The organism is Reyranella sp. (genome assembly GCF_965279465.1).
In the GTDB taxonomy this organism is placed as follows: domain Bacteria; phylum Pseudomonadota; class Alphaproteobacteria; order Reyranellales; family Reyranellaceae; genus Reyranella.
The window spans coordinates 7,345,839-7,363,049 of record NZ_OZ257242.1; the positions used below are offsets into that span (position 1 = coordinate 7,345,839).

Annotated in this window: 19 protein-coding genes; 17 read left to right on the forward strand and 2 right to left on the reverse strand. The window is 64.6% G+C overall.

Going from position 1 to position 17,211, the window contains the following annotated elements; translation table 11 throughout:
- Positions 1-85 precede the first annotated feature (85 nt).
- The 10 genes from ACQY8M_RS35800 (at position 86) to ACQY8M_RS35845 (ending at position 10,670) form a co-directional block, all read left to right on the forward strand.
- Positions 86-601: a hypothetical protein gene (locus tag ACQY8M_RS35800; protein ID WP_428666804.1), complete on the forward strand. Its 516-nt coding sequence runs from the start codon at positions 86-88 to the stop codon at positions 599-601.
- A complete protein-coding gene (locus ACQY8M_RS35805; RefSeq protein ID WP_428666807.1) occupies positions 591-1,340 on the forward strand; it encodes a response regulator transcription factor in 750 nt (249 codons plus the stop codon). The genes ACQY8M_RS35800 and ACQY8M_RS35805 overlap by 11 nt, the downstream gene beginning before the upstream one ends.
- Positions 1,341-1,416: 76 nt before the next feature.
- On the forward strand, positions 1,417-2,850 hold the full coding sequence (locus tag ACQY8M_RS35810) for a sensor histidine kinase (RefSeq protein ID WP_428666810.1): 1,434 nt from the start codon (positions 1,417-1,419) through the stop codon (positions 2,848-2,850).
- 166 nt (positions 2,851-3,016) lie between these two features.
- Positions 3,017-4,222, forward strand: a complete 1,206-nt coding sequence (locus ACQY8M_RS35815) for an ABC transporter substrate-binding protein (protein WP_428666812.1) — start codon at positions 3,017-3,019, stop codon at positions 4,220-4,222.
- Positions 4,223-4,534: 312 nt separating this feature from the next.
- A complete protein-coding gene (locus ACQY8M_RS35820; protein WP_428666814.1) occupies positions 4,535-5,443 on the forward strand; it encodes a carbohydrate ABC transporter permease in 909 nt (302 codons plus the stop codon).
- Between the two features lie 20 nt (positions 5,444-5,463).
- On the forward strand, positions 5,464-6,291 hold the full coding sequence (locus tag ACQY8M_RS35825; protein WP_428666817.1) for a carbohydrate ABC transporter permease: 828 nt from the start codon (positions 5,464-5,466) through the stop codon (positions 6,289-6,291).
- A gap of 53 nt (positions 6,292-6,344) precedes the next feature.
- The gene (locus ACQY8M_RS35830) at positions 6,345-7,715 is read left to right on the forward strand and encodes an ABC transporter substrate-binding protein (RefSeq protein WP_428666820.1); all 1,371 of its coding nucleotides are present in this window, start codon (positions 6,345-6,347) and stop codon (positions 7,713-7,715) included.
- A gap of 466 nt (positions 7,716-8,181) precedes the next feature.
- Positions 8,182-9,252 (forward strand): LLM class flavin-dependent oxidoreductase, encoded by a 1,071-nt coding sequence (locus ACQY8M_RS35835; protein WP_428666823.1) that lies wholly within the window; start codon positions 8,182-8,184, stop codon positions 9,250-9,252.
- A 17-nt stretch (positions 9,253-9,269) separates the two neighbouring features.
- Positions 9,270-9,761 (forward strand): hypothetical protein, encoded by a 492-nt coding sequence (locus ACQY8M_RS35840; protein WP_428666826.1) that lies wholly within the window; start codon positions 9,270-9,272, stop codon positions 9,759-9,761.
- A gap of 192 nt (positions 9,762-9,953) precedes the next feature.
- A complete protein-coding gene (locus tag ACQY8M_RS35845; RefSeq protein ID WP_428666829.1) occupies positions 9,954-10,670 on the forward strand; it encodes a Crp/Fnr family transcriptional regulator in 717 nt (238 codons plus the stop codon).
- A gap of 3 nt (positions 10,671-10,673) precedes the next feature.
- Here the strand turns inward: ACQY8M_RS35845 and ACQY8M_RS35850 are convergent, their stop codons facing one another.
- Positions 10,674-11,768, reverse strand: a complete 1,095-nt coding sequence (locus ACQY8M_RS35850; protein ID WP_428666832.1) for an ROK family protein — start codon at positions 11,766-11,768, stop codon at positions 10,674-10,676.
- A gap of 38 nt (positions 11,769-11,806) precedes the next feature.
- Positions 11,807-11,956, reverse strand: coding sequence for a hypothetical protein (locus tag ACQY8M_RS35855; RefSeq protein ID WP_428666834.1), 150 nt, complete (start codon positions 11,954-11,956; stop codon positions 11,807-11,809).
- A gap of 127 nt (positions 11,957-12,083) precedes the next feature.
- On the opposite strand from ACQY8M_RS35855, the gene ACQY8M_RS35860 reads away from it, so the two are divergent.
- The 7 genes from ACQY8M_RS35860 to ACQY8M_RS35890 all read left to right on the forward strand — a co-directional run bounded on the left by ACQY8M_RS35860 (position 12,084) and on the right by ACQY8M_RS35890 (position 17,152).
- Positions 12,084-12,917, forward strand: a complete 834-nt coding sequence (locus ACQY8M_RS35860; RefSeq protein ID WP_428666837.1) for a TauD/TfdA dioxygenase family protein — start codon at positions 12,084-12,086, stop codon at positions 12,915-12,917.
- Complete coding sequence (locus tag ACQY8M_RS35865) at positions 12,914-13,717, forward strand: enoyl-CoA hydratase/isomerase family protein (protein WP_428666839.1); 804 nt, start codon at positions 12,914-12,916, stop codon at positions 13,715-13,717. Before ACQY8M_RS35860 ends, ACQY8M_RS35865 begins: the two co-directional genes overlap by 4 nt.
- Before the next feature lie 78 nt (positions 13,718-13,795).
- Positions 13,796-14,023, forward strand: a complete 228-nt coding sequence (locus ACQY8M_RS35870) for a hypothetical protein (protein ID WP_428666842.1) — start codon at positions 13,796-13,798, stop codon at positions 14,021-14,023.
- A gap of 67 nt (positions 14,024-14,090) precedes the next feature.
- Positions 14,091-14,366 carry a hypothetical protein gene (locus ACQY8M_RS35875; protein WP_428666844.1) on the forward strand — a complete coding sequence of 92 codons (276 nt, stop codon included), beginning with the start codon at positions 14,091-14,093 and terminating at the stop codon, positions 14,364-14,366.
- A gap of 373 nt (positions 14,367-14,739) precedes the next feature.
- On the forward strand, positions 14,740-14,973 hold the full coding sequence (locus ACQY8M_RS35880; protein ID WP_428666846.1) for a hypothetical protein: 234 nt from the start codon (positions 14,740-14,742) through the stop codon (positions 14,971-14,973).
- Positions 14,974-15,156: 183 nt separating this feature from the next.
- Complete coding sequence (locus ACQY8M_RS35885) at positions 15,157-16,017, forward strand: TauD/TfdA dioxygenase family protein (protein ID WP_428666849.1); 861 nt, start codon at positions 15,157-15,159, stop codon at positions 16,015-16,017.
- Between the two features lie 55 nt (positions 16,018-16,072).
- Positions 16,073-17,152 (forward strand): amidohydrolase family protein, encoded by a 1,080-nt coding sequence (locus ACQY8M_RS35890; RefSeq protein WP_428666852.1) that lies wholly within the window; start codon positions 16,073-16,075, stop codon positions 17,150-17,152.
- Positions 17,153-17,211: the final 59 nt, after the last annotated feature.

The following is a 17,211-nucleotide window of genomic DNA, read 5'->3' on the forward strand; positions in this document are numbered from 1 at the left end:
GGGAAAGGGCGCTGGCCGCTCGGAACGCAACCCAACGCCGGGTATGTCGTTTACTCTGTTGGCGCGCCTCTCCGGGGAAGGACGTATGCTGCAAAAGAGTCTGTATCGACAGACCTTGGGAATGAGCCTGTTGATGCTCTCCGGATGCGATGTTGCCCACAATGCGCAGCGCGACCTCGCCAGGCTGGTGCATTCGGATCCCTTCACCGCCCCCAAGCCCGCGCCTGCGGCGCGGGTCGCCAGCGCGCCCGCCAAGCCGCCGCCGGCGACTGTGGCTGTGTCGGATCCCAAGGCGGAGCCGCCGAAGACCGAACCGCCCCAGGAGGCTATAATGCCGGCGCCCTTAAGTCTCATCGGCAAGAGCGAGGGCGAGGTCCGCGCCCTGCTCGGCCCACCAACCAGCGTGGAGGAGCGCGCGCCGGGCAAAACCTGGCACTATCGAGACGGACAGTGCAGCGCCGACGTCCAGCTCTATCCGGACGTACAGACGCGGCAATTCGGAACCCTTGCGTACGAGGTGAAGAGCGATGACAACACCGACGAAGGAAGGCGCGGCTGTGTGGCCCAGTTCAGCTCCCGTGCTCAGTCCCGTGGCGGCTGACAGCACCGACGAGCGCATCCGGCTGATTCTTGTCGATGATGACGATGATTTCCGCGAAGCCGTGTCGGGAGAGTTGGCCGACCTGGGCTTTGCCGTCCAATGCTTTGCCGATGGCGCCAGCATGCTGGCATCCGTTGCCGACGGCACCAATGCCGACATCATCGTGCTCGATTGGGGCCTGCCGGCGCTCTCGGGCATCGACCTCCTGCCGCGCCTGCGCCGTGAGGGCATCCAGCTGCCTGTCGTGTTCCTGACTGGCCGCACGTCGCCCAATCATGAGCATCTGGCCTTCGATCGCGGCGCCCTCGACTTTGTCGACAAGGCGCGCGGCGTGCCGATCCTCGCCAAGCGGATCAGGGTGATCGTCGAATCCTCCAAGCGGCCGCAGGCGCTCGAGGTGGAGGAGGTCCTGCACTGCGGCCGGCTGATGCTGAAGCCCCGGGTCAGCCGCGCTTACTGGGACGAGGCGGACATCAACCTGACCCTGACCGAATTCAATATCGTGCGACTTCTCGCTTCGAATGTCGGCAATCACGTGACGTATCGTGCGGTCTACGACTGCATGCATCACGTCGGCTTCATCGCCGGGAGTGGGGAGAATGGCTACCGAACCAATGTCCGTTCATCCATCAAGCGCGTTCGAAACAAGTTCCGGCTCGTCGATCCCGAATTTGCCGAGATCGAGAACTACCCGTCATTCGGTTACCGCTGGGGAAAGCCCAAGGACGGCACAGCGTAGCTGGCGCGAGACGGCGCGCCGCTTCGGCGCGTCGCTCACCCTCAAGCTGGTCGGACTGATCGCGATCTTCATCGCATTGCCCATCGTCCTGTACAGCCAGTTCGAGAGCGCCGATCGCCAGATGCGCGATCTGGTGACCCGCGCCGTCCAGGACCGTAGCAAGCTGATCGGTCACGCCCTGACGCCGATACTGCGCAACGCCGAGCCCGGCGCCGGCGGCAGCCTGAATGCGGAGCTCGCGAAGTTCTCCAGCGACGGCACCGTGCTCAAGCTGATGGTCCAGCCGGCCGCGCCGGCCGGCAATCCGCAATCCGGCGCGGGTTTTTATTTCGTCGCCTCCGCCCCGGCGATCCGCGCCGACGAGGTCGTGCCCGAGCTCGACGAGCTCGCTCATCGCGGCATCCTCAAGCGGCTGGGCGAAGCCTGCATGTGGGAGGCCTCCGACGAGATCCGCTATCGCCAACCCAACGGCACCGTCGAGCTCCTGACCTCGATCATCCCGATCAAGACGGCGAAGGGCTGCTGGGTGCTAACCTCGACGCACACCACGTCGGAATTCCTCAATACCTCGATCGGCCGTCCCTACTGGGAGACGCGCGCCGTGCGGGTGGCGGCCGGCATCTACCTCGTGCTCGCGATCCTCGCCATGCTGGCCGCGGTCAGCATCTACCTCAGCCTGCGGCGTTTCCGCGAGGTCGCCGGCGAGATCGGCCAGGGCCGCATCGGCGACTACGCCTTCTCCCACCGCAATATCGTGCCCGAGCTATCGAGCGTGGCGCGCGACTTCGACAAGCTGGTACTCGATCTCAAGCACCTGTCGCAGCAGATCCGGCAGTCGGCCGAGGACAATGCGCATGCCTTCAAGACACCGCTCGCCGCCATCCAGTCGTCGCTGTCACCGGTGCGCAAGGCGGTGCCGGCCGAGGAGCAGCGGGCACGGCGGGCGATCGAGATCATCGATTCCTCGCTCGCCCGCCTGCTCGGGCTGGTCAACGCGGCACAGCGCTTCGACAGCAGCACCGCGGACCTGATCGAGGCACCGCGCGTGCCGATCAACCTGACCCACCTGGTGGGCGAGGCGACACTCAATTTCCGCGAGATCCTGGCGAGCCGCGACATCAATCTCGTCCGCCACCTCGAAGATGGGGCGATCGTGCGCGCCGGCAAGGGCATGCTGGAGATAGTGCTTCAGAATATCCTGGAGAATGCCATCAGCTTCTCGCCGCGCGCCGGCACGATCGGCGTCACCCTCAGCAAGGGACGCAACACCGTCGAACTCAGGGTCGAGGATGAAGGTCCGGGCATCGCCTCCGAGAGGATCGATTACATTTTCGAACGCTATTTCTCCGCGCGACCCAGCCAGCAAGACAGCGCCCAGCCGCGCCATTCGGGACTGGGCCTGTGGATCGTGCGGCGCAACGTCGAGGCGCTTGGCGGCGAGGTGAGCGCGACCAACCGGGCAGGCGGCGGGCTCGCCATCTCCGTCGTCCTGCCGCGCAACGGCGACTGAAGGGTCGGGCAACGGCGGTGGCGGTCGCGTCGGAACCCGCCGCGTTCCTCTATTGACCATGGCATGGCCCTCGCGCCACCCTCCGTACAGTAAGGTTCGGCGCGCCGCGTACGGGTTGGCGACGACCGAGCCACGCTTACCAAAAAGAAATCTCAGGGAGAAAACGATGCCATACCTGCGGGCCGCTGCTGCGGCGTTACTGTCCTGCTGTCTGCTCGGCGCCACCGCGCTGGCCCAGAACAAGGCCGTGAAGATCGGGGTGCTGGACGACATGTCCGGTCCCTACGCTGAGAACACCGGGCCGGGTGATGTCGCCGCGGCCAAGTTCGCGATCGCCGATTTCGGCGGCTCGGTGCTCGGCAAGCCGATCGAGCTGGTGAGTGCCGACTTCCAGAGCAAGGTCGATGTCGGCGTCAGCATCGCCAAGCGCTGGTGGGACGACGAGAACGTCGATATGATTCTCGGTATTCCCAACTCGGCGATCGCGCTCGCGCTGGTCAAGGTGGCCGAGGAGAAGAACCGCATCCTCATGCCGACCGCGGCGGCGACCTCGGCGCTAACCGGCAAGGCCTGCGGCCCCAACAGCGTTCACTTCATCTACGACACCTATGGCCAGACCAAGACCATCGTGAACGCCCTCGCCAAGCAGGGCGGCGACAGCTGGTTCTTCATCACCGTGGATTACGCCTTCGGGCTCGCCGTCGAGCAGGACGCTACGCAGTTCATCAAGGCTGCGGGCGGCAAGGTGCTCGGCTCGGTGCGCCATCCGCTCAACACCGCCGACTTCTCCTCCTATGTGCTGCAGGCCGATTCGTCGAAGGCCAAGAATCTGATGGTGGCCAATGGCGGCGGCGACATCATCAATGCCGTCAAGCAGGCCTCGGAGTTCGGACTGATGAAGAAGGGCGTGCGCATAAGCGTGCCGCTCGCCCAGTTCCCCGACATCCACGGCATCGGGCTCAAGATCGCGCAGGGCCTTCTGATCTCGAGCCCATTCTATTACGACATGACTCCCGAGGCGCGCGCCTATACCGACCGCTTCACCAAGGAGATCGGCCGGCCGCCCTCCTTCATCCAGGCCGGCACCTACGGCGCCGTGCTGCACTACCTGAAGGCCGTGCAGGCCGCCGGCACCGACGAAGCCAAGGCCGTGCTGGCCGAGATGCGCAAGATACCGATCAACGACTTCATGACGAAGAACGGCACCGTCCGGCCCGACGGCCGCGTCATCCGCGACATGTACCTGATGCAGGCCAAGACGCCCGAGGAGTCGAAGGGCGGATGGGACCTGGTGAAGATGATCGCCACGGTGCCGGGCAGCGAAGCCTTGCGGCCGCTGAACGAAGGCGACTGCCCGCTCGTGGCCAAGTAGGGCATCGCCCTCACAGAAGCAGGATGAAGTGCCGCCGGTTCCTGAGGGAGCCGGCACACCTCGTGATGGGTGCATGGCGGACGGCAGCTGCAACCTATTACCGCTCTGCCGGCCGCAGGCTCTTGGCGTTTTCGATCGGCGACATGACAATGCCGGCCCGATGCAAGAGCGGTTGTGTCGCGCTGGACAAATCGCCACACTTGCACCCAGACTAAGCGGGCCGAGGCAGACCACGACGAACGGGGCCGCCTTCGCCGAAAGACAGGAATGCCACCGCGCACCAGAACGCGGGGCCAGGGGAAGGAGCGAACGATGGCGGTCACGACCACGATCGACGGCCCCGCCGCGGCCACGAACGCCACGCCTCTGGCGCGGCGACGCGGCACCTTTGGCCCCGACAAACTCTGGGCATTGGCCTTCGTCACCCCCTATGTCGCAGTATTCGTGGCCTTCGTGATCTACCCGATCGGCTACGGGCTGTGGCTGGGCAGCGATCCGGCCAGCTATCGCGCACTGTTCAGCGATCCGGTTTATCCACGCACGGTGGTGAACACGCTGCTCTATCTGCTGTTCGGTGTGAACCTGAAATTGCTGCTGGCGCTCCTGCTGTCGGGCTTCTTCATGCGCAAGGGCTGGTGGACGAAGCTGCTGCTGCTCATCTTCATGCTGCCCTGGGCGATACCGGCGCTGCCCAGCTATCTGTCCATCAACTGGATGCTGAACGGGCAGTGGGGGCTGATCAACAATATCGTCTGGCTGGTGGCGCAGGTCGATGGACCGCCCTGGCTCGACAGTCCGGGCCTCGCGCTCGCTTCGGTCATTTATGGCCATATCTGGAAATGGCTGCCCTTCTGGACCCTGATCTTCCTCGCCGGGCGCATGGCCGTTTCGCGCGAGCTGTATGAGGCCGCGGACGTCGATGGGGCGGGCTCGGTCCAGAAATTCATGCACGTGACCCTGCCGCTGATGGCGGGGATGTACCTGGTCTGCACCATGCTCTCCACCATCTGGGCGCTGGGCGATTTCAACGCCGTGCGCTTCATCTCCGGCGGCGGGCCGGCGCTGTCGACGCATGTGCTCGCGACCCTCGGCATCCGCAACGCCTTCGAACTGGGCGATCCGAAGCTGGGAATGGCGACCGTGCTGACGGCGCTGCCCTTGCTGATCCCGCTGGTGATCCTGCTGATGCGCCAGCTGCGGCGCAACGAGGTCACGATATGACCGCGCACCGTCGAGACCGCATGATCGGCAACATCGGCGCGGCCCTGCTGTCGGTGGTGCTGCTGGTCTGGACGCTACTGCCGATCTACAACATCATCCGCGTGTCGATGCAGGACAAGGAGGAAGTGCTCAGCACTTCCGTCTACCCGATCGCGCCCAGCACGCATGCCTTCAGCGTCGTATTTCACCAGTCCTTCTGGCTGCTGGAGACATTCTGGAATCAGATGGGCAACAGTTTTTATATCGGAATCGTCGTCGCGTTCCTGACCCTGGCCATCGGGTCCCTGACCAGCTTCACCATCAGCCGGATGCGCATCCGCAGCGGCTGGATGCTGACCAATGCGGCGCTGCTGACCTACGTTATCCCGGCATCTTTCCTGGCCATCCCATTCTACGGCATCATGGGCAAGTACGGCCTGACCAATAATCCGCTTGCGGTGATCGCGGTCGAAGTGACCTTCGCCACGCCTTATGCGATTTTTATCTTCCAGCAATACAGCGCCTCGATTCCGTTCGAGCTGGATGAAGCGGCGCGCATCGACGGCGCCTCGCCGCCGCAAATCTTCTTCCGGATCTATCTGCCGCTGATGGCCCCTGCCCTGGTGGCGATCGGCACCTACGCGCTGCTGCTGTCCTGGAACGAATATCTGTATGCGTTCCTGCTGCTCTCGGGCGGCAAGGTCGTCACCGTGCCGGTGGCACTCGGAAAATTCCTGGTGGGGGACGAAGCACCCTGGAACTACCTGATGGCGGCGGCGATCATCTACGCCATTCCGCCCTTGATCATCTACTACGGCTTCCGCCGCAAGATGAGCGGCGGCCTGACCATGGGCGGGGTGAAGGGTTAAGCGTCTGCGTCTGCGTCAAGCGTGGCTCCAACGGCGTCTTGGGAGGAAGCAGGATGAAGCGCATTTCACGACGGCTGGCTTTGGGCGGGCTGAGCGCCGCGGTCGCGACGGGCACCGGCCTGAAGCCGCGGGGCGCGAAGGCGGCCGGGGAACTCACGGTCTGGTGGACCCAGGGTTTCTACAAGGCCGAAAACGATGCCGTGATCGCTTGGATGGCGGACTGGGAAAAGCGCAACAACACCAAAGTCAATCTGACCATCATGAACGGGCCGGATGTGATCACCAAGCTGATTGCCGGCATGCAGGTGGGCGACGTGCCGGATGTGGTGCATACCGTCACCGGCGACCGCTTCCTGGTGCCGCGCGCGGCATGGAACGATCAGTTGGAGGATGTCTCCGACGTCGTGGACTCGCAGAAGGCCGAGTTCACGGAAACCGCGCTGCTGAGCGCGCGCATGTATAACCTGAAGCAAAAGAAATATTCGTACTATGGCGTGCCGACCAAAGCCTCCTCACTGATGAATTCGGTCTGGCTTCCGTTGCTGCAGGAAGCCGGCTTTGCCGAGGCCGACCTGCCGGGCACACAGGACAAGTTCTACGATTTTTTCCAGACCGTGCAGGACAAGCTGCGCTCAAAGGGCAAGCGTATCTTCGGTCTCGGCTATTCGATGGCCGCAAAGGAAGCGGATGCCGGCAATCTGTTCCACCAATTCCTGATCAGCTATGGCGGCGTCGGCATCGTCACGCCGGATGGCAAGCTGAATATCGACGATCCCGCCGTGCGCAAGGCGGCGACCACGTCGCTGGAGCGCCTGACGACGCCATTCAAGAAAGGCTATGTGCCGCCAGGGGCAATCAACTGGGGCGATGTCGACAACAACAACGCCTTTTTCGCCAAGCAGATCGTGATGACGCCGAACGCCACCATCTCCATCGCCGCGGCGCAAATGGACAAGGCCGATCTTTACTACAAGGAGATCTCCACCCGGGGCGTCCCCCTCGGCAATGACGGCAAGCCGGTGGCGAGCCTGCTGGCGATTGCTCCCACCATCATCCCGAAAGGGTCGAAGAACGTCGACGCCGGCAAGGCGCTGCTGCGCGATTTCATCAAGCCCGCGAACATGAACGCGTATCTGAAGGAAACCCGCGCGCGCTATTTGCCGGTGATGGCCTCGATCGTGAAGAACGATCCGTACTGGACCGACTCGAAGGATCCGCACCGCCCGGTCGCGGTGGACATGGGGCTGATCAAGCCGACGGTGCCGTGGTGGATGTGCTACAATCCTGCTTATTCGGTGGTGTTGTCCGAGCAGATCTGGCCGCAGGCGGAGGCCAATATCACGCAACGCAACATGACCCCGGAGCAGGCGACCGAGGAAGCGGCCAAGCGGATCAAGCAACTGTTCGAGCAGTTTCAGAAATGACGGCTCGGCGGCCCGCCGACTTGTCATCCCAGAGCGTGTGATTTTTCGGTCGCCTCGAACAGATGGGAGCGTGGCTCTCATAGGCGCTAACTTTGGCTTGCTCCTCACCCTGAGGAGCGGCGCGAAGCGACGCGTCTCGAAGGGTGGCAACACCACCGATGTTGCAAATCGGCTTGTTCTACGATTTCCGGTGCGGGCCATCCTTCGAGACGGCCGCTTCGCGGCCTCCTCAGGATGAGGGTTATTCTGGTCCTTCGACCAAAGTTAGCGCCTATGAGCGTGGCTCTCCAGAGCCGCTCCTTCTTCGGCTTTACCACATCCCATGAGCGGCTCTAGAGAACCGCGCTCCCAGCGTAACACCTAGGAAAGGCCATGTGCGCCGCGACGCAAAAGCGACCTTTTCATGGCGAGCTATCGGCAGGTGATGCTAAGGTGCGCGCGAGTAGCGTGAGCGGGGAACAACGACATGCAGTTCGGTTGGCTGACCTTGGCGCTGTCGCCGTCGCCAGAGGAGGACGCGGCGCGCATCGGGCAGCAGATCGAGCAGGTCTGCTACGCCGAGCAGCTCGGCTTCAGCGACGTCTGGCTGACCGAGCACTATTTCACCGGCGAGAGCGTCTATAACGACTCGCTGCTGTTCGCCTCGGCGCTGGCGATGAAGACCAGCAGGATCCGGATCGGCTTCGCCGTGGTGCAGACGCCGTTCCATCATCCAGTGCGGCTGGCGGTGCAACTCTCCCTGCTCGACAATCTCAGCGGCGGCCGCATCGATGTCGGCATCGGCAAGGGCACCGTCTACAACGAGTACGAGTTCGTCGGCCACGGGCTGCGCAGCGACGACAGCCGCGAGCGCATGGAAGAGTCGGTCGAGATCCTCCAGCGGATCTGGCACGAGGCCCCCTTCACCTTCGACGGCAAGTTCCACAAGGTGCATATCCCGGAGCTGCGGCCCAAGCCGGTGCAGCAGCCCGGCCCGCCGCTGTGGCGCAGCGTCATCTCGCCCGGCTCCTTCACCGAATGCGGCAGGCTCGGCGTGCCGATCCTGACCGCGCGCCTGCCGGTGGAGCGCATCAGGGAGCGCTGGGCGCTCTACGAGGCGGGCCTGGACGCCGGCGGCCACGACAAGGCGACACGCAGCCGGCTGCTTGCGCAGAGCGCGCTGTGGCGCAACGTCTACGTCGCCGAGTCCGACGCCCAGGCCGAGGACGAGTTGAGCGCCCTCCTCACCGAGACGCGGCATCACATGATGCATGTGCGCGAGGCGTTCAACCCGCCCGACTTCACGCCGGGTCCCGAGACGCTCAACCCCTGGACCGATCCCAAGGTGAACGACAGCGTCGCCGTTCCGTACGTGCTCTCGACCGGCTCGCTTTACGGCTCGCCCGCGCGCGTGCGCGAGCAGGTGGCCGAGCTGCGCAATGTCGGCGTGCAGCATCTGCTTTGCCAGACCGGCTTCGGCGCCATGAACCAGGAGCAGAACATCGCCTCGATGCGCCGCTTCGGCGAGCAGGTAATGCCGGCTTTCTGGCACGAATAAGGGACCGGGAGCGTCAAATGGTTCTCGGCATGTCGCTCGCGACTTTCACCCTGGTGCACGTGGTCATCAGCCTCGTCGGCATCGCGTCGGGCCTGATCGTGATGTGGCAGCTCGTGCGCAACCGCGCCCTGGGTCTGTCCAACACGATCTTCCTGGTCACCACCATCGCTACGAGCGTGACAGGCTTCCTATTCCCATTCAACGGAGTCACGCCGGCCCTCGCCTTCGGTGTCATCTCGCTGGTGATCCTGGCCGTCGCGCTGTTCGCGCTTTTCGCCGGCAACCTGATCGGTCGCTGGCGCTGGATCTATGTCGTCACGGCAGCAATGGCGCTCTACCTGAATGTCTTCGTTGCCGTCGTGCAGTCCTTTCAGAAGGTCGGCCGATTGCGCGCGCTGGCCCCGACCCAGAGCGAGCCGCCCTTTGCTCTCGCCCAGGGTGCGGTCCTCGTTCTGTTCGTGGTCATCGGTATCGTGGCGATCCGGCGGTTCCGGCCGCCGACCGCCTGAGGCTGTCCGACCGCTAGCTGATGCGAAACGGGGTTCCCGTCGGCGGTGCGATATCTGGAACCGCAGACCATCGGCTCCGTTAACCGGGGCAATCTGCGATGGGGAACCGACCGCCTCTGTTCGCGCTCGTGAGTGGGCGTTCAGTCACGCGAGTCACCGCGGTCGAGCGATGAAAACAAGGAAGCCGCCTTCGTGGCCGTCGAGACTGTCGCGTATCGGAACGTTTTCCTCGCTGTGCTACCGCCGTGTGACCTCGCGCTTCTCCGGCCCGCGCTGCAGTTCGTCGAGCTGTCGCGAGGTGATATCCTGAGCGAGCCGGGACGGCGCGTGTCCGACGTGATGTTCATCGAGGCCGGCATGGTGTCGGTTCTCACCACGATGCAGGACGGCTCGATCTTCGAGAGCGCGACCCTGGGCCACGAATCGATCGTCGGCGTGCTGTCGGCAATCGTCGACCGTCCCAGCAGCGCGCGGACGATCGCACAGATCAAGGGATCCGGCTGGAAAATCCCCGCCAGCGACCTTCGCGCCGCCGTCGACAAGAGCCGCACCTTGCAACACCTCGTGCTGCTGAGCACCGAGTTGGCGATCGCCCAGATGCAGCAGATCGCCGCCTGCAATGCCCTGCATGCGGCCGAGGCTCGGCTGTGCCGCTGGATCCTCCAGGCGCGAGACCGGATGGACGGCGACGTCATTATGCTCACCCAGGATTTCCTGGCACAGATGCTGGCGGTGCGCCGGCCAACAGTCACGCTGATCGCGCAGAAGCTGCAGGCTGCCGGACTGATTCGCTACCGCCGCGGCCGCATAACCATCACCGACCGCGAAGGCCTGGAGAAGCTCGCCTGCGAATGTGTCGGCGAGATCCGCAACAAGACACGACGGATCCTGGGCGAGATTGGCAGCTGACGTTCAGCCGCGGCGCCGGTTGGTGAAGCGGGCGTTGCCGAGGCCGGTGCCAATCGTCAGGATGGCCCAGCGCTCGACGTCGGTCATGCGCGGCACCTCGCTGAGGCCCTGCACGACGGCATCGTTGTGCATCACGACCAAAGCCGTGTCGCCATCGATCTTGGGCAGGCGCGAGGCGATCTGCGCCGGTAGGTTGAAGGACGCATCCTCCCAATTGCCCGGCAGGTTCTGGCCGCCGCGCAGGATGACGCCAGTCTCGTCGATGATGCCCGGGCAGGCGATGCCGACGAACGGGGCCAGCTTGACCTCCTCCTTGACCGTCTGCCCGATCAGCGCGGTCATCAACGCGGCGATGCGCTCGGCCGCCTCTTCGCGGTTTGGCTTGTCGTCGGCATGGCGCCAGTGCTCGAGCTTCCACACCGACGCCTTGGAAAGATCGCTCCTTTTGCTGGCATGATGCTTGACCACCCCGACGCGCAGGTTGGTCCCGCCGATGTCGGCCGTGAGTATGGCGTCGTAGCCGGTGAACGCCCAGCCCGGCGCGAAATGCAGCGAGCCGATCAGGCCTGCCTGATCGTGATGATATTCGATCGGGACGAGCTCGATCCTGATGCCTTCGGCATTGAGCAGCACGGCCGCGCGCCCCATGGCGAGGCGACCGATATGGCTGCTCGACAGGCCGCCGCCGACGACGATGCGCTCGGTGCCCTTCCACTTCTCGAGCCGCAGGAAGCGCCGGACGACAGCGGCGAGTTCCTGCGCGAATTCCTCGACGGCGGAGTGGATCAGGCCGGCGGCCACCGGATCGTCCGAGGCCAGCTTCTTGTCGAGCTCGGTCTTCGAGATGTCCTGGGTCGGCTTGCTGCCGAGCGGATCCTCGCTGTTCTGCGTCAGGCGCTCGCGCCAGTCGTCGAGGATGGCGCGGAACGCCCGCCCGCTCGCGCGGTCGCCGATGAAGCCCTCCTCGTCGCGCAGCTCCTCGTTGTAGGTATCGACTGTCACGGAGGGCAGTGACAACTCGGCGTGGCCGGGTGCGCGTTCGGCGCGGCGGGCCGCCTCATGCTTGGCCTTGACGGCCAGTTCGGGCTTCTTGCTCACCCGCAGCCAACGGGCCGTCCCGTCCAAAGTTCCGAGGCTCACCAGGGCGCGACGGGCGGATTGCGATCGGTCGGCACGCCGGCGAGGTAGCGGCGCATCGCTTCCAGCCGATTGAGATAGGAGCTGCCGTATCCTGCGACGAGCGAGCTCGAGCCGGGCCGGCGCGGGTGATCTCGTAAAGGCCCCACGTGCCTTCCCCGTCGCGCGGCGGCACCAAGGCGATCTGCAGCGCGCCGGGCTAGAAATATAGCCCGATTGCAGCCAATTACTGCAAAACTGCAAATTATAAGCGAAAGAAAAGGGAAGGAAGCCGTCGTGCAGATCACCCCAATGACCGAGCATACGGGCGCTCAAGTCCATGACCTGGACCTCTCGCAACCGGCGACCGACGACATCCGGCGCGTCCTCAACGATGCCTTCCTCGCCCATCACGTCCTGGCGATCCGGGGCCAGACCCTCACGCCGCCGCAGGTCCTGCAGGCCGTGTCGCTGTTCGGCGAGGTGTTCCACCAGCACAATACCCGCTTCGCGCTGCCGGACTGCCCGCAGATCCATTACCTCTCCAACCAGGACAGCTTCCCCGACGGCCGCCGCTACATCCCCGGCGAGGGCTGGCACACCGACCATTCGAACGACATCCGGCCGCCCAAGGCCACCGTGCTGCACGCCGTCAAGCTGCCGAGCCGGGGCGGCGACACGCAGTTCGCCAACATGGCAGCGGCCTACGACGCGCTGCCGGACGAGACGAAGGAGCGTCTCGCGCCGCTGATGGCGATCCATGTCTATCAAAGCAGCCACAGCGCCCGGAAGCTGATGACCTTGTCGGAGGCCAACAAGGAGCGGGTGCCCAACGCGGTGCTGCATCCGCTCGTGCGCACCCATCCCGAGAACGGTCGGAAGTCGATCTACGTCAATCCGATCCGGATCGAAGGCATCGTCGGCCTCGACCACAAGGAGGCCCTGCCGCTGCTGAGCGAGCTGATCGAGCACGCCACGCAGGAGCGCTTCCAGTACCGCCATGCCTGGCAGCCCGGCGATCTCGTGATCTGGGACAATCGCTGCCTGCTGCACAAGGCGAACGGCGACTACGACATGAACGAGGTGCGCTATCTCTACCGCGTGATGCTGCAGGGGGACGTGCCGCAATGAGCCGGATCCCAGTGAACCGGACCTACACCCATATTCGCAGCACCGTCGAACGTCATGTCGTGTGGATCGAGTTCAACCGGCCGCCGGTCAACGCCTTCACCCGCCCGATGGTCGACGAGACCTATGATGCGATCGAGGCGGCGCTCGCCGATCCCGACGTGCGCGTGCTGGTCCTGGCGAGCGCGGTCGAGGGCTATTTTTCGGCCGGCGCCGACCTCCATACCTTCAAGGGGCTGACGGCCGAGGGCGTGCGCGATTGGGCCAGACGCTGCCACGAGCTGGCGCGCCTGCTGCGCGGCTCGGCCAAGCCGTTGCTGGCTGCGATACACGGCACGGCGGTCGGCGGCGGACTGGAGATGACTCTGCATTGCGATGTGCGCTTCGCTGCGACCGACGCGCGTTTCGGCCAGCCCGAGATCCGCATCGGCTTCATCCCGCCGATCGCGACGACCCAGGCGCTGGCCCGCCTGATCGGCCGGCCGCGCGCCATCCGCTATCTCTACGACGGCGGCCTGATCCCCGCGCAGCAGGCGCTCGACTGGGACCTGGTGAGCGAGCTGGTCGAACCGGCGATGCTGCGCCCGCGCGTGCAGGCTTACGGCGAGGAGCTCGCGGCGAAGTCGCCGGCCGCCCTCGCCGCAATCCGCCGAACGGTGACCTTGGGTGGCGGCATGAGCTTCGAAGAGGGTATGGCCTACGAGCTCGAGGCGGTCGCCGAGCTCGGCGCGAGTCCCGATTTCGTCGAGGGCGTCGATGCCTTCCTCGCCAAGCGGCCGCCGCGCTGGCACCGTCCGTCGTGACGCCATATCACCGGCATATGGCATGCGCGCCACGGACATATTGGCTTTCGCCATCATGAGCGAGCACACTTTGCCGCCATGATCGACACACTCTCCGACACCATCGCCCCGCTGGTCTGCGACCTGCTCGAATGGCTCGACCGGCAACCGCGCACGCACGCTGAAGTGATCGACGGCTGGCGCACGTCCTGTCCCCGCCTCCCGGTCTGGGAGGAAGCGACGGATCGGGGCTTCATTGCCCGCAAGGGGACGACGATCGAAGTGACGCCGCAGGGTCGCTCCTTTCTCGCCCGACAGCGCCACTGACGGCCACGGAGGGCAACCTTTCCCCGACTCGGGCTGTTGATTCCTCGACCAACTGGAGGAACTGACAGTGACCAAGGTCATGATTTTCGCAGCCGCGCTGGCACTTTCGACCGTCGCGGCGCACGCTCAATCCACCGGCGTCACGACGGGCGGCAGCGTCGGCGGCAGCACCGGCACTGGCACCGCCGTCCCCGGCACGACCAATACGCCGGGTACGGGCACCGCCCCGTCAAACAGCACGGGCGGGGGGACCGGTACCAGTGGTACCAGTGGTGCCGGCGTTCCGGGCTCAACCACAAACAGCGCCACCGTCAATGGCGGCGCCTCAACGATGACCAGATAAGCATTGCGATGAGCACGCCCCGCAGAATGCTGGTCATCGTGGCGGCGTTGTGCCTCTGCAGCGGGGGAGTTGCGTATGCTCAATCGGGCATCGCAGCGCCCCCGGCAAAGGGCAGCACTGGACCGACGGTACCGGACACCCATCCAGTCGATCAAAGCCGGCTCGATACGTCGGAGGGCGTCCCCAAGAGCACGTCGACGAACAATGCCATCTTCCCCTCGCGCTCTAATGCAGGAATCACCAACAATCCGGCAGACAAACCATGACGGGATACCGCTCCATATCGGGTGCACGCTGGATGGTGACATTGGCCGCAAGCCTGCTCCTGCTCACAGTTGCGCTGACTTTCTAGTTAAGCAACGGAGAGGCAAACGTGTCTGTTGTCGAACTTGATTCCACAAATGCCGAAGTGCGGGCACACAGGCGGACCTTCGCCGCCTTCGAACGACTGGTCCTTTTTGCTGCAATGCACGTCACACTTGTTCTCGCCTCCCTCGCCTTGGCGTTCCTCGGGCATGCTCCCGTGATTGCAGCTCTGCTGGGGCTCGGGGGAACGGTAGCGTTGATCGCCGCCTTCGCGATTGCCGGCTCGCAATCCGCCCCATAAGTCGTCACCAGGCTCAAGAGGACATCAGGACCGGGACGACAGGCGCTCGGCTGCTGCGCTACGGGTATGGCTTCCCTCCCCGGCGTGACAGAGCCGCTGCTCGAATTCGTCGAGCAACGATAGCGGCGCGCCTGCTGCAGAAAGTGCTATAGTGCCCCGGTCGCAGCATCGGGAGGAAACTCAATGGCACGCCCTCTCACCGTGGAGCCCGTCAACGCCACCTTCGGCGCAATCGTCACCGGTTTTCGCATCGCCGAGCTCGATGACGACACCTGGCAGGAGCTACATGCGGCGTGGCTCGAGTACGCGCTGCTGATTTTTCCCGGCCAGTATCTGACGCGCGAGCAGCAGATCGCATTCGCCAAGCGCTTCGGGCCGCTCGAATTCGAGATGTCGGCAATCAGCAATGTCAAGGAAGACGGGACCCTCCGCCTCGAGAAGGACAACGACGACCGGCTCAAGATCCTGAAAGGCAACATGGGCTGGCACGCCGATTCAACCTACATGCCGGTGCAGGCCAAGGGCGCGGTCTTTTCCGCCGAGGAAGTGCCGACGATCGGCGGCCATACCGGCTGGGCCGACATGCGCGCCGCCTACGACGCGCTCGACGACGATACGCGCGAGAAGATATCCGACCTCGCAGCTTACCACTCGCTGCACTACAGTCAGTCCAAGCTCGGCCACGACACGAAGAAATCCGACGGCGCCTATAACGGTTACGGCCTGCACGACGGGCCGGTACCGCTGCGGCCTCTGGTCAAGACGCACCCCGAGACCGGCCGTAAGTCGCTGCTGATCGGCCGTCACGCCCACAACATTCCCGGCATGGACAAGGCGGAGTCGGAGCGCTTCCTAGAAGGCCTCGTCGCATTCGCGTGCCAACCGCCACGCACCTACCATCACGACTGGAGGCCCGGCGACGCGGTGGTCTGGGACAATCGCTGCCTGCTGCACCAGGCGACGCCTTGGGACATGACCCAGCGGCGCATCATGTGGCACAGCCGGATCGCCGGCGATCCGCAAAGCGAGGCTGCAAGGAACTGAAGAACGAAGGCGCGCAAGACGCCACGACGGAGGAAACCAGGACGGAGGAACGGCAATGAATTCGCGTCGGAATTTTCTGAAGACGGGCGTTGTGTTCTGCGGCTGCTGTCTGCTCGACCAGGCACAGGCGCAGCAGGCGGGGCCCGCCAAGCTGCCGGTGGCCGTCGCCGGCAAGAAGGTCAAGACGATCGACGTCCACTCGCATTGCCACTTCCGCGAGGCCGGCGCGCTGCTCGGTGCCGACGCCACGAGCATCCAGCTCCCGCCGGTCAACGGCGCCGCAGAGGCCTTCATCGAGATCGACAAGCGCCTCGCCGCCATGGACTCCCAGGCGGTCGACATGGAGGTGCTGTCGATCAATCCCTTCTGGTACGGCCGCGACCGCGACCTCGCCGGCCAGATCGTGAAGATCCAGAACGAGAAGCTGGCTGAGCTCTGCGCCAGCAAGCCGGACCGCTTCGCCGCCTTCGCCTCGCTCACCCTGCAGGCGCCGGACCTCGCCGTCACCGAGCTCGAGACCGCGGTCAAGAAGCAGGGCCTGAAGGGTGCCGCGATCGGCGGCATGGTGAACGGCGTCGAGTTCTCCGACGCCAAGTTCCATCCGGTATGGGCCAAGGCCGAGGAACTCGGCGTGCCACTGTTCATCCATCCGCAAGGCGTCGCCGAGCTCAGCAAGCGGCTGTCGGGCAATGGCTGGCTCGGTAACACGATCGGCAACCCGCTCGAAACGACGATCGCGCTGTCCCACCTGATCTTCGAGGGCACGCTCGACAAGTTCCCCGGCCTCAAGGTGATCGCCGCCCACGGCGGCGGCTTTCTGCCCTCCTATGCCGACCGTTCGGACCATGCCTGCATGGTGGGGCCCAAGGGCTGCAACCCCGACATCAAGCTCAAGAAGAAGCCGACAGAGTACCTCAAGCAGCTCTACTTCGACTCCCTGATCTTCACGCCCGAAGCGATCCGCCACCTCGCCGCACAGGTCGGGGCGAGCCAGATCGTGCTCGGCAGCGACTATCCCTATCCCTGGGAAATGAAGCCGGTCGACCACATCTTCGCCAGCACCTCGCTCAGCGACGACGAGAAGATCGCTATCCTCGGCACGACGGCAGCGAAGATCCTGAACATCCCAATGTAAAGGCTGGGACTCATTCTCTTCCGGACCGCGAGCATCCTGCTCGCTCATGCTCATGAGCG

What these genes read in the sequence shown, in the direction of transcription:
- ACQY8M_RS35800 (WP_428666804.1), top strand. Translation starts at nt 86, where the DNA reads ATGCTGCAAAAGAGTCTGTATCGACAGACCTTGGGAATGAGCCTGTTG.
- ACQY8M_RS35815 (WP_428666812.1), top strand. Translation starts at nt 3,017, where the DNA reads ATGCCATACCTGCGGGCCGCTGCTGCGGCGTTACTGTCCTGCTGTCTG.
- ACQY8M_RS35820 (WP_428666814.1), top strand. Translation starts at nt 4,535, where the DNA reads ATGGCGGTCACGACCACGATCGACGGCCCCGCCGCGGCCACGAACGCC.
- ACQY8M_RS35825 (WP_428666817.1), top strand. Translation starts at nt 5,464, where the DNA reads ATGATCGGCAACATCGGCGCGGCCCTGCTGTCGGTGGTGCTGCTGGTC.
- ACQY8M_RS35830 (WP_428666820.1), top strand. Translation starts at nt 6,345, where the DNA reads ATGAAGCGCATTTCACGACGGCTGGCTTTGGGCGGGCTGAGCGCCGCG.
- ACQY8M_RS35835 (WP_428666823.1), top strand. Translation starts at nt 8,182, where the DNA reads ATGCAGTTCGGTTGGCTGACCTTGGCGCTGTCGCCGTCGCCAGAGGAG.
- ACQY8M_RS35840 (WP_428666826.1), top strand. Translation starts at nt 9,270, where the DNA reads ATGGTTCTCGGCATGTCGCTCGCGACTTTCACCCTGGTGCACGTGGTC.
- ACQY8M_RS35865 (WP_428666839.1), top strand. Translation starts at nt 12,914, where the DNA reads ATGAGCCGGATCCCAGTGAACCGGACCTACACCCATATTCGCAGCACC.
- ACQY8M_RS35870 (WP_428666842.1), top strand. Translation starts at nt 13,796, where the DNA reads ATGATCGACACACTCTCCGACACCATCGCCCCGCTGGTCTGCGACCTG.
- ACQY8M_RS35885 (WP_428666849.1), top strand. Translation starts at nt 15,157, where the DNA reads ATGGCACGCCCTCTCACCGTGGAGCCCGTCAACGCCACCTTCGGCGCA.
- ACQY8M_RS35890 (WP_428666852.1), top strand. Translation starts at nt 16,073, where the DNA reads ATGAATTCGCGTCGGAATTTTCTGAAGACGGGCGTTGTGTTCTGCGGC.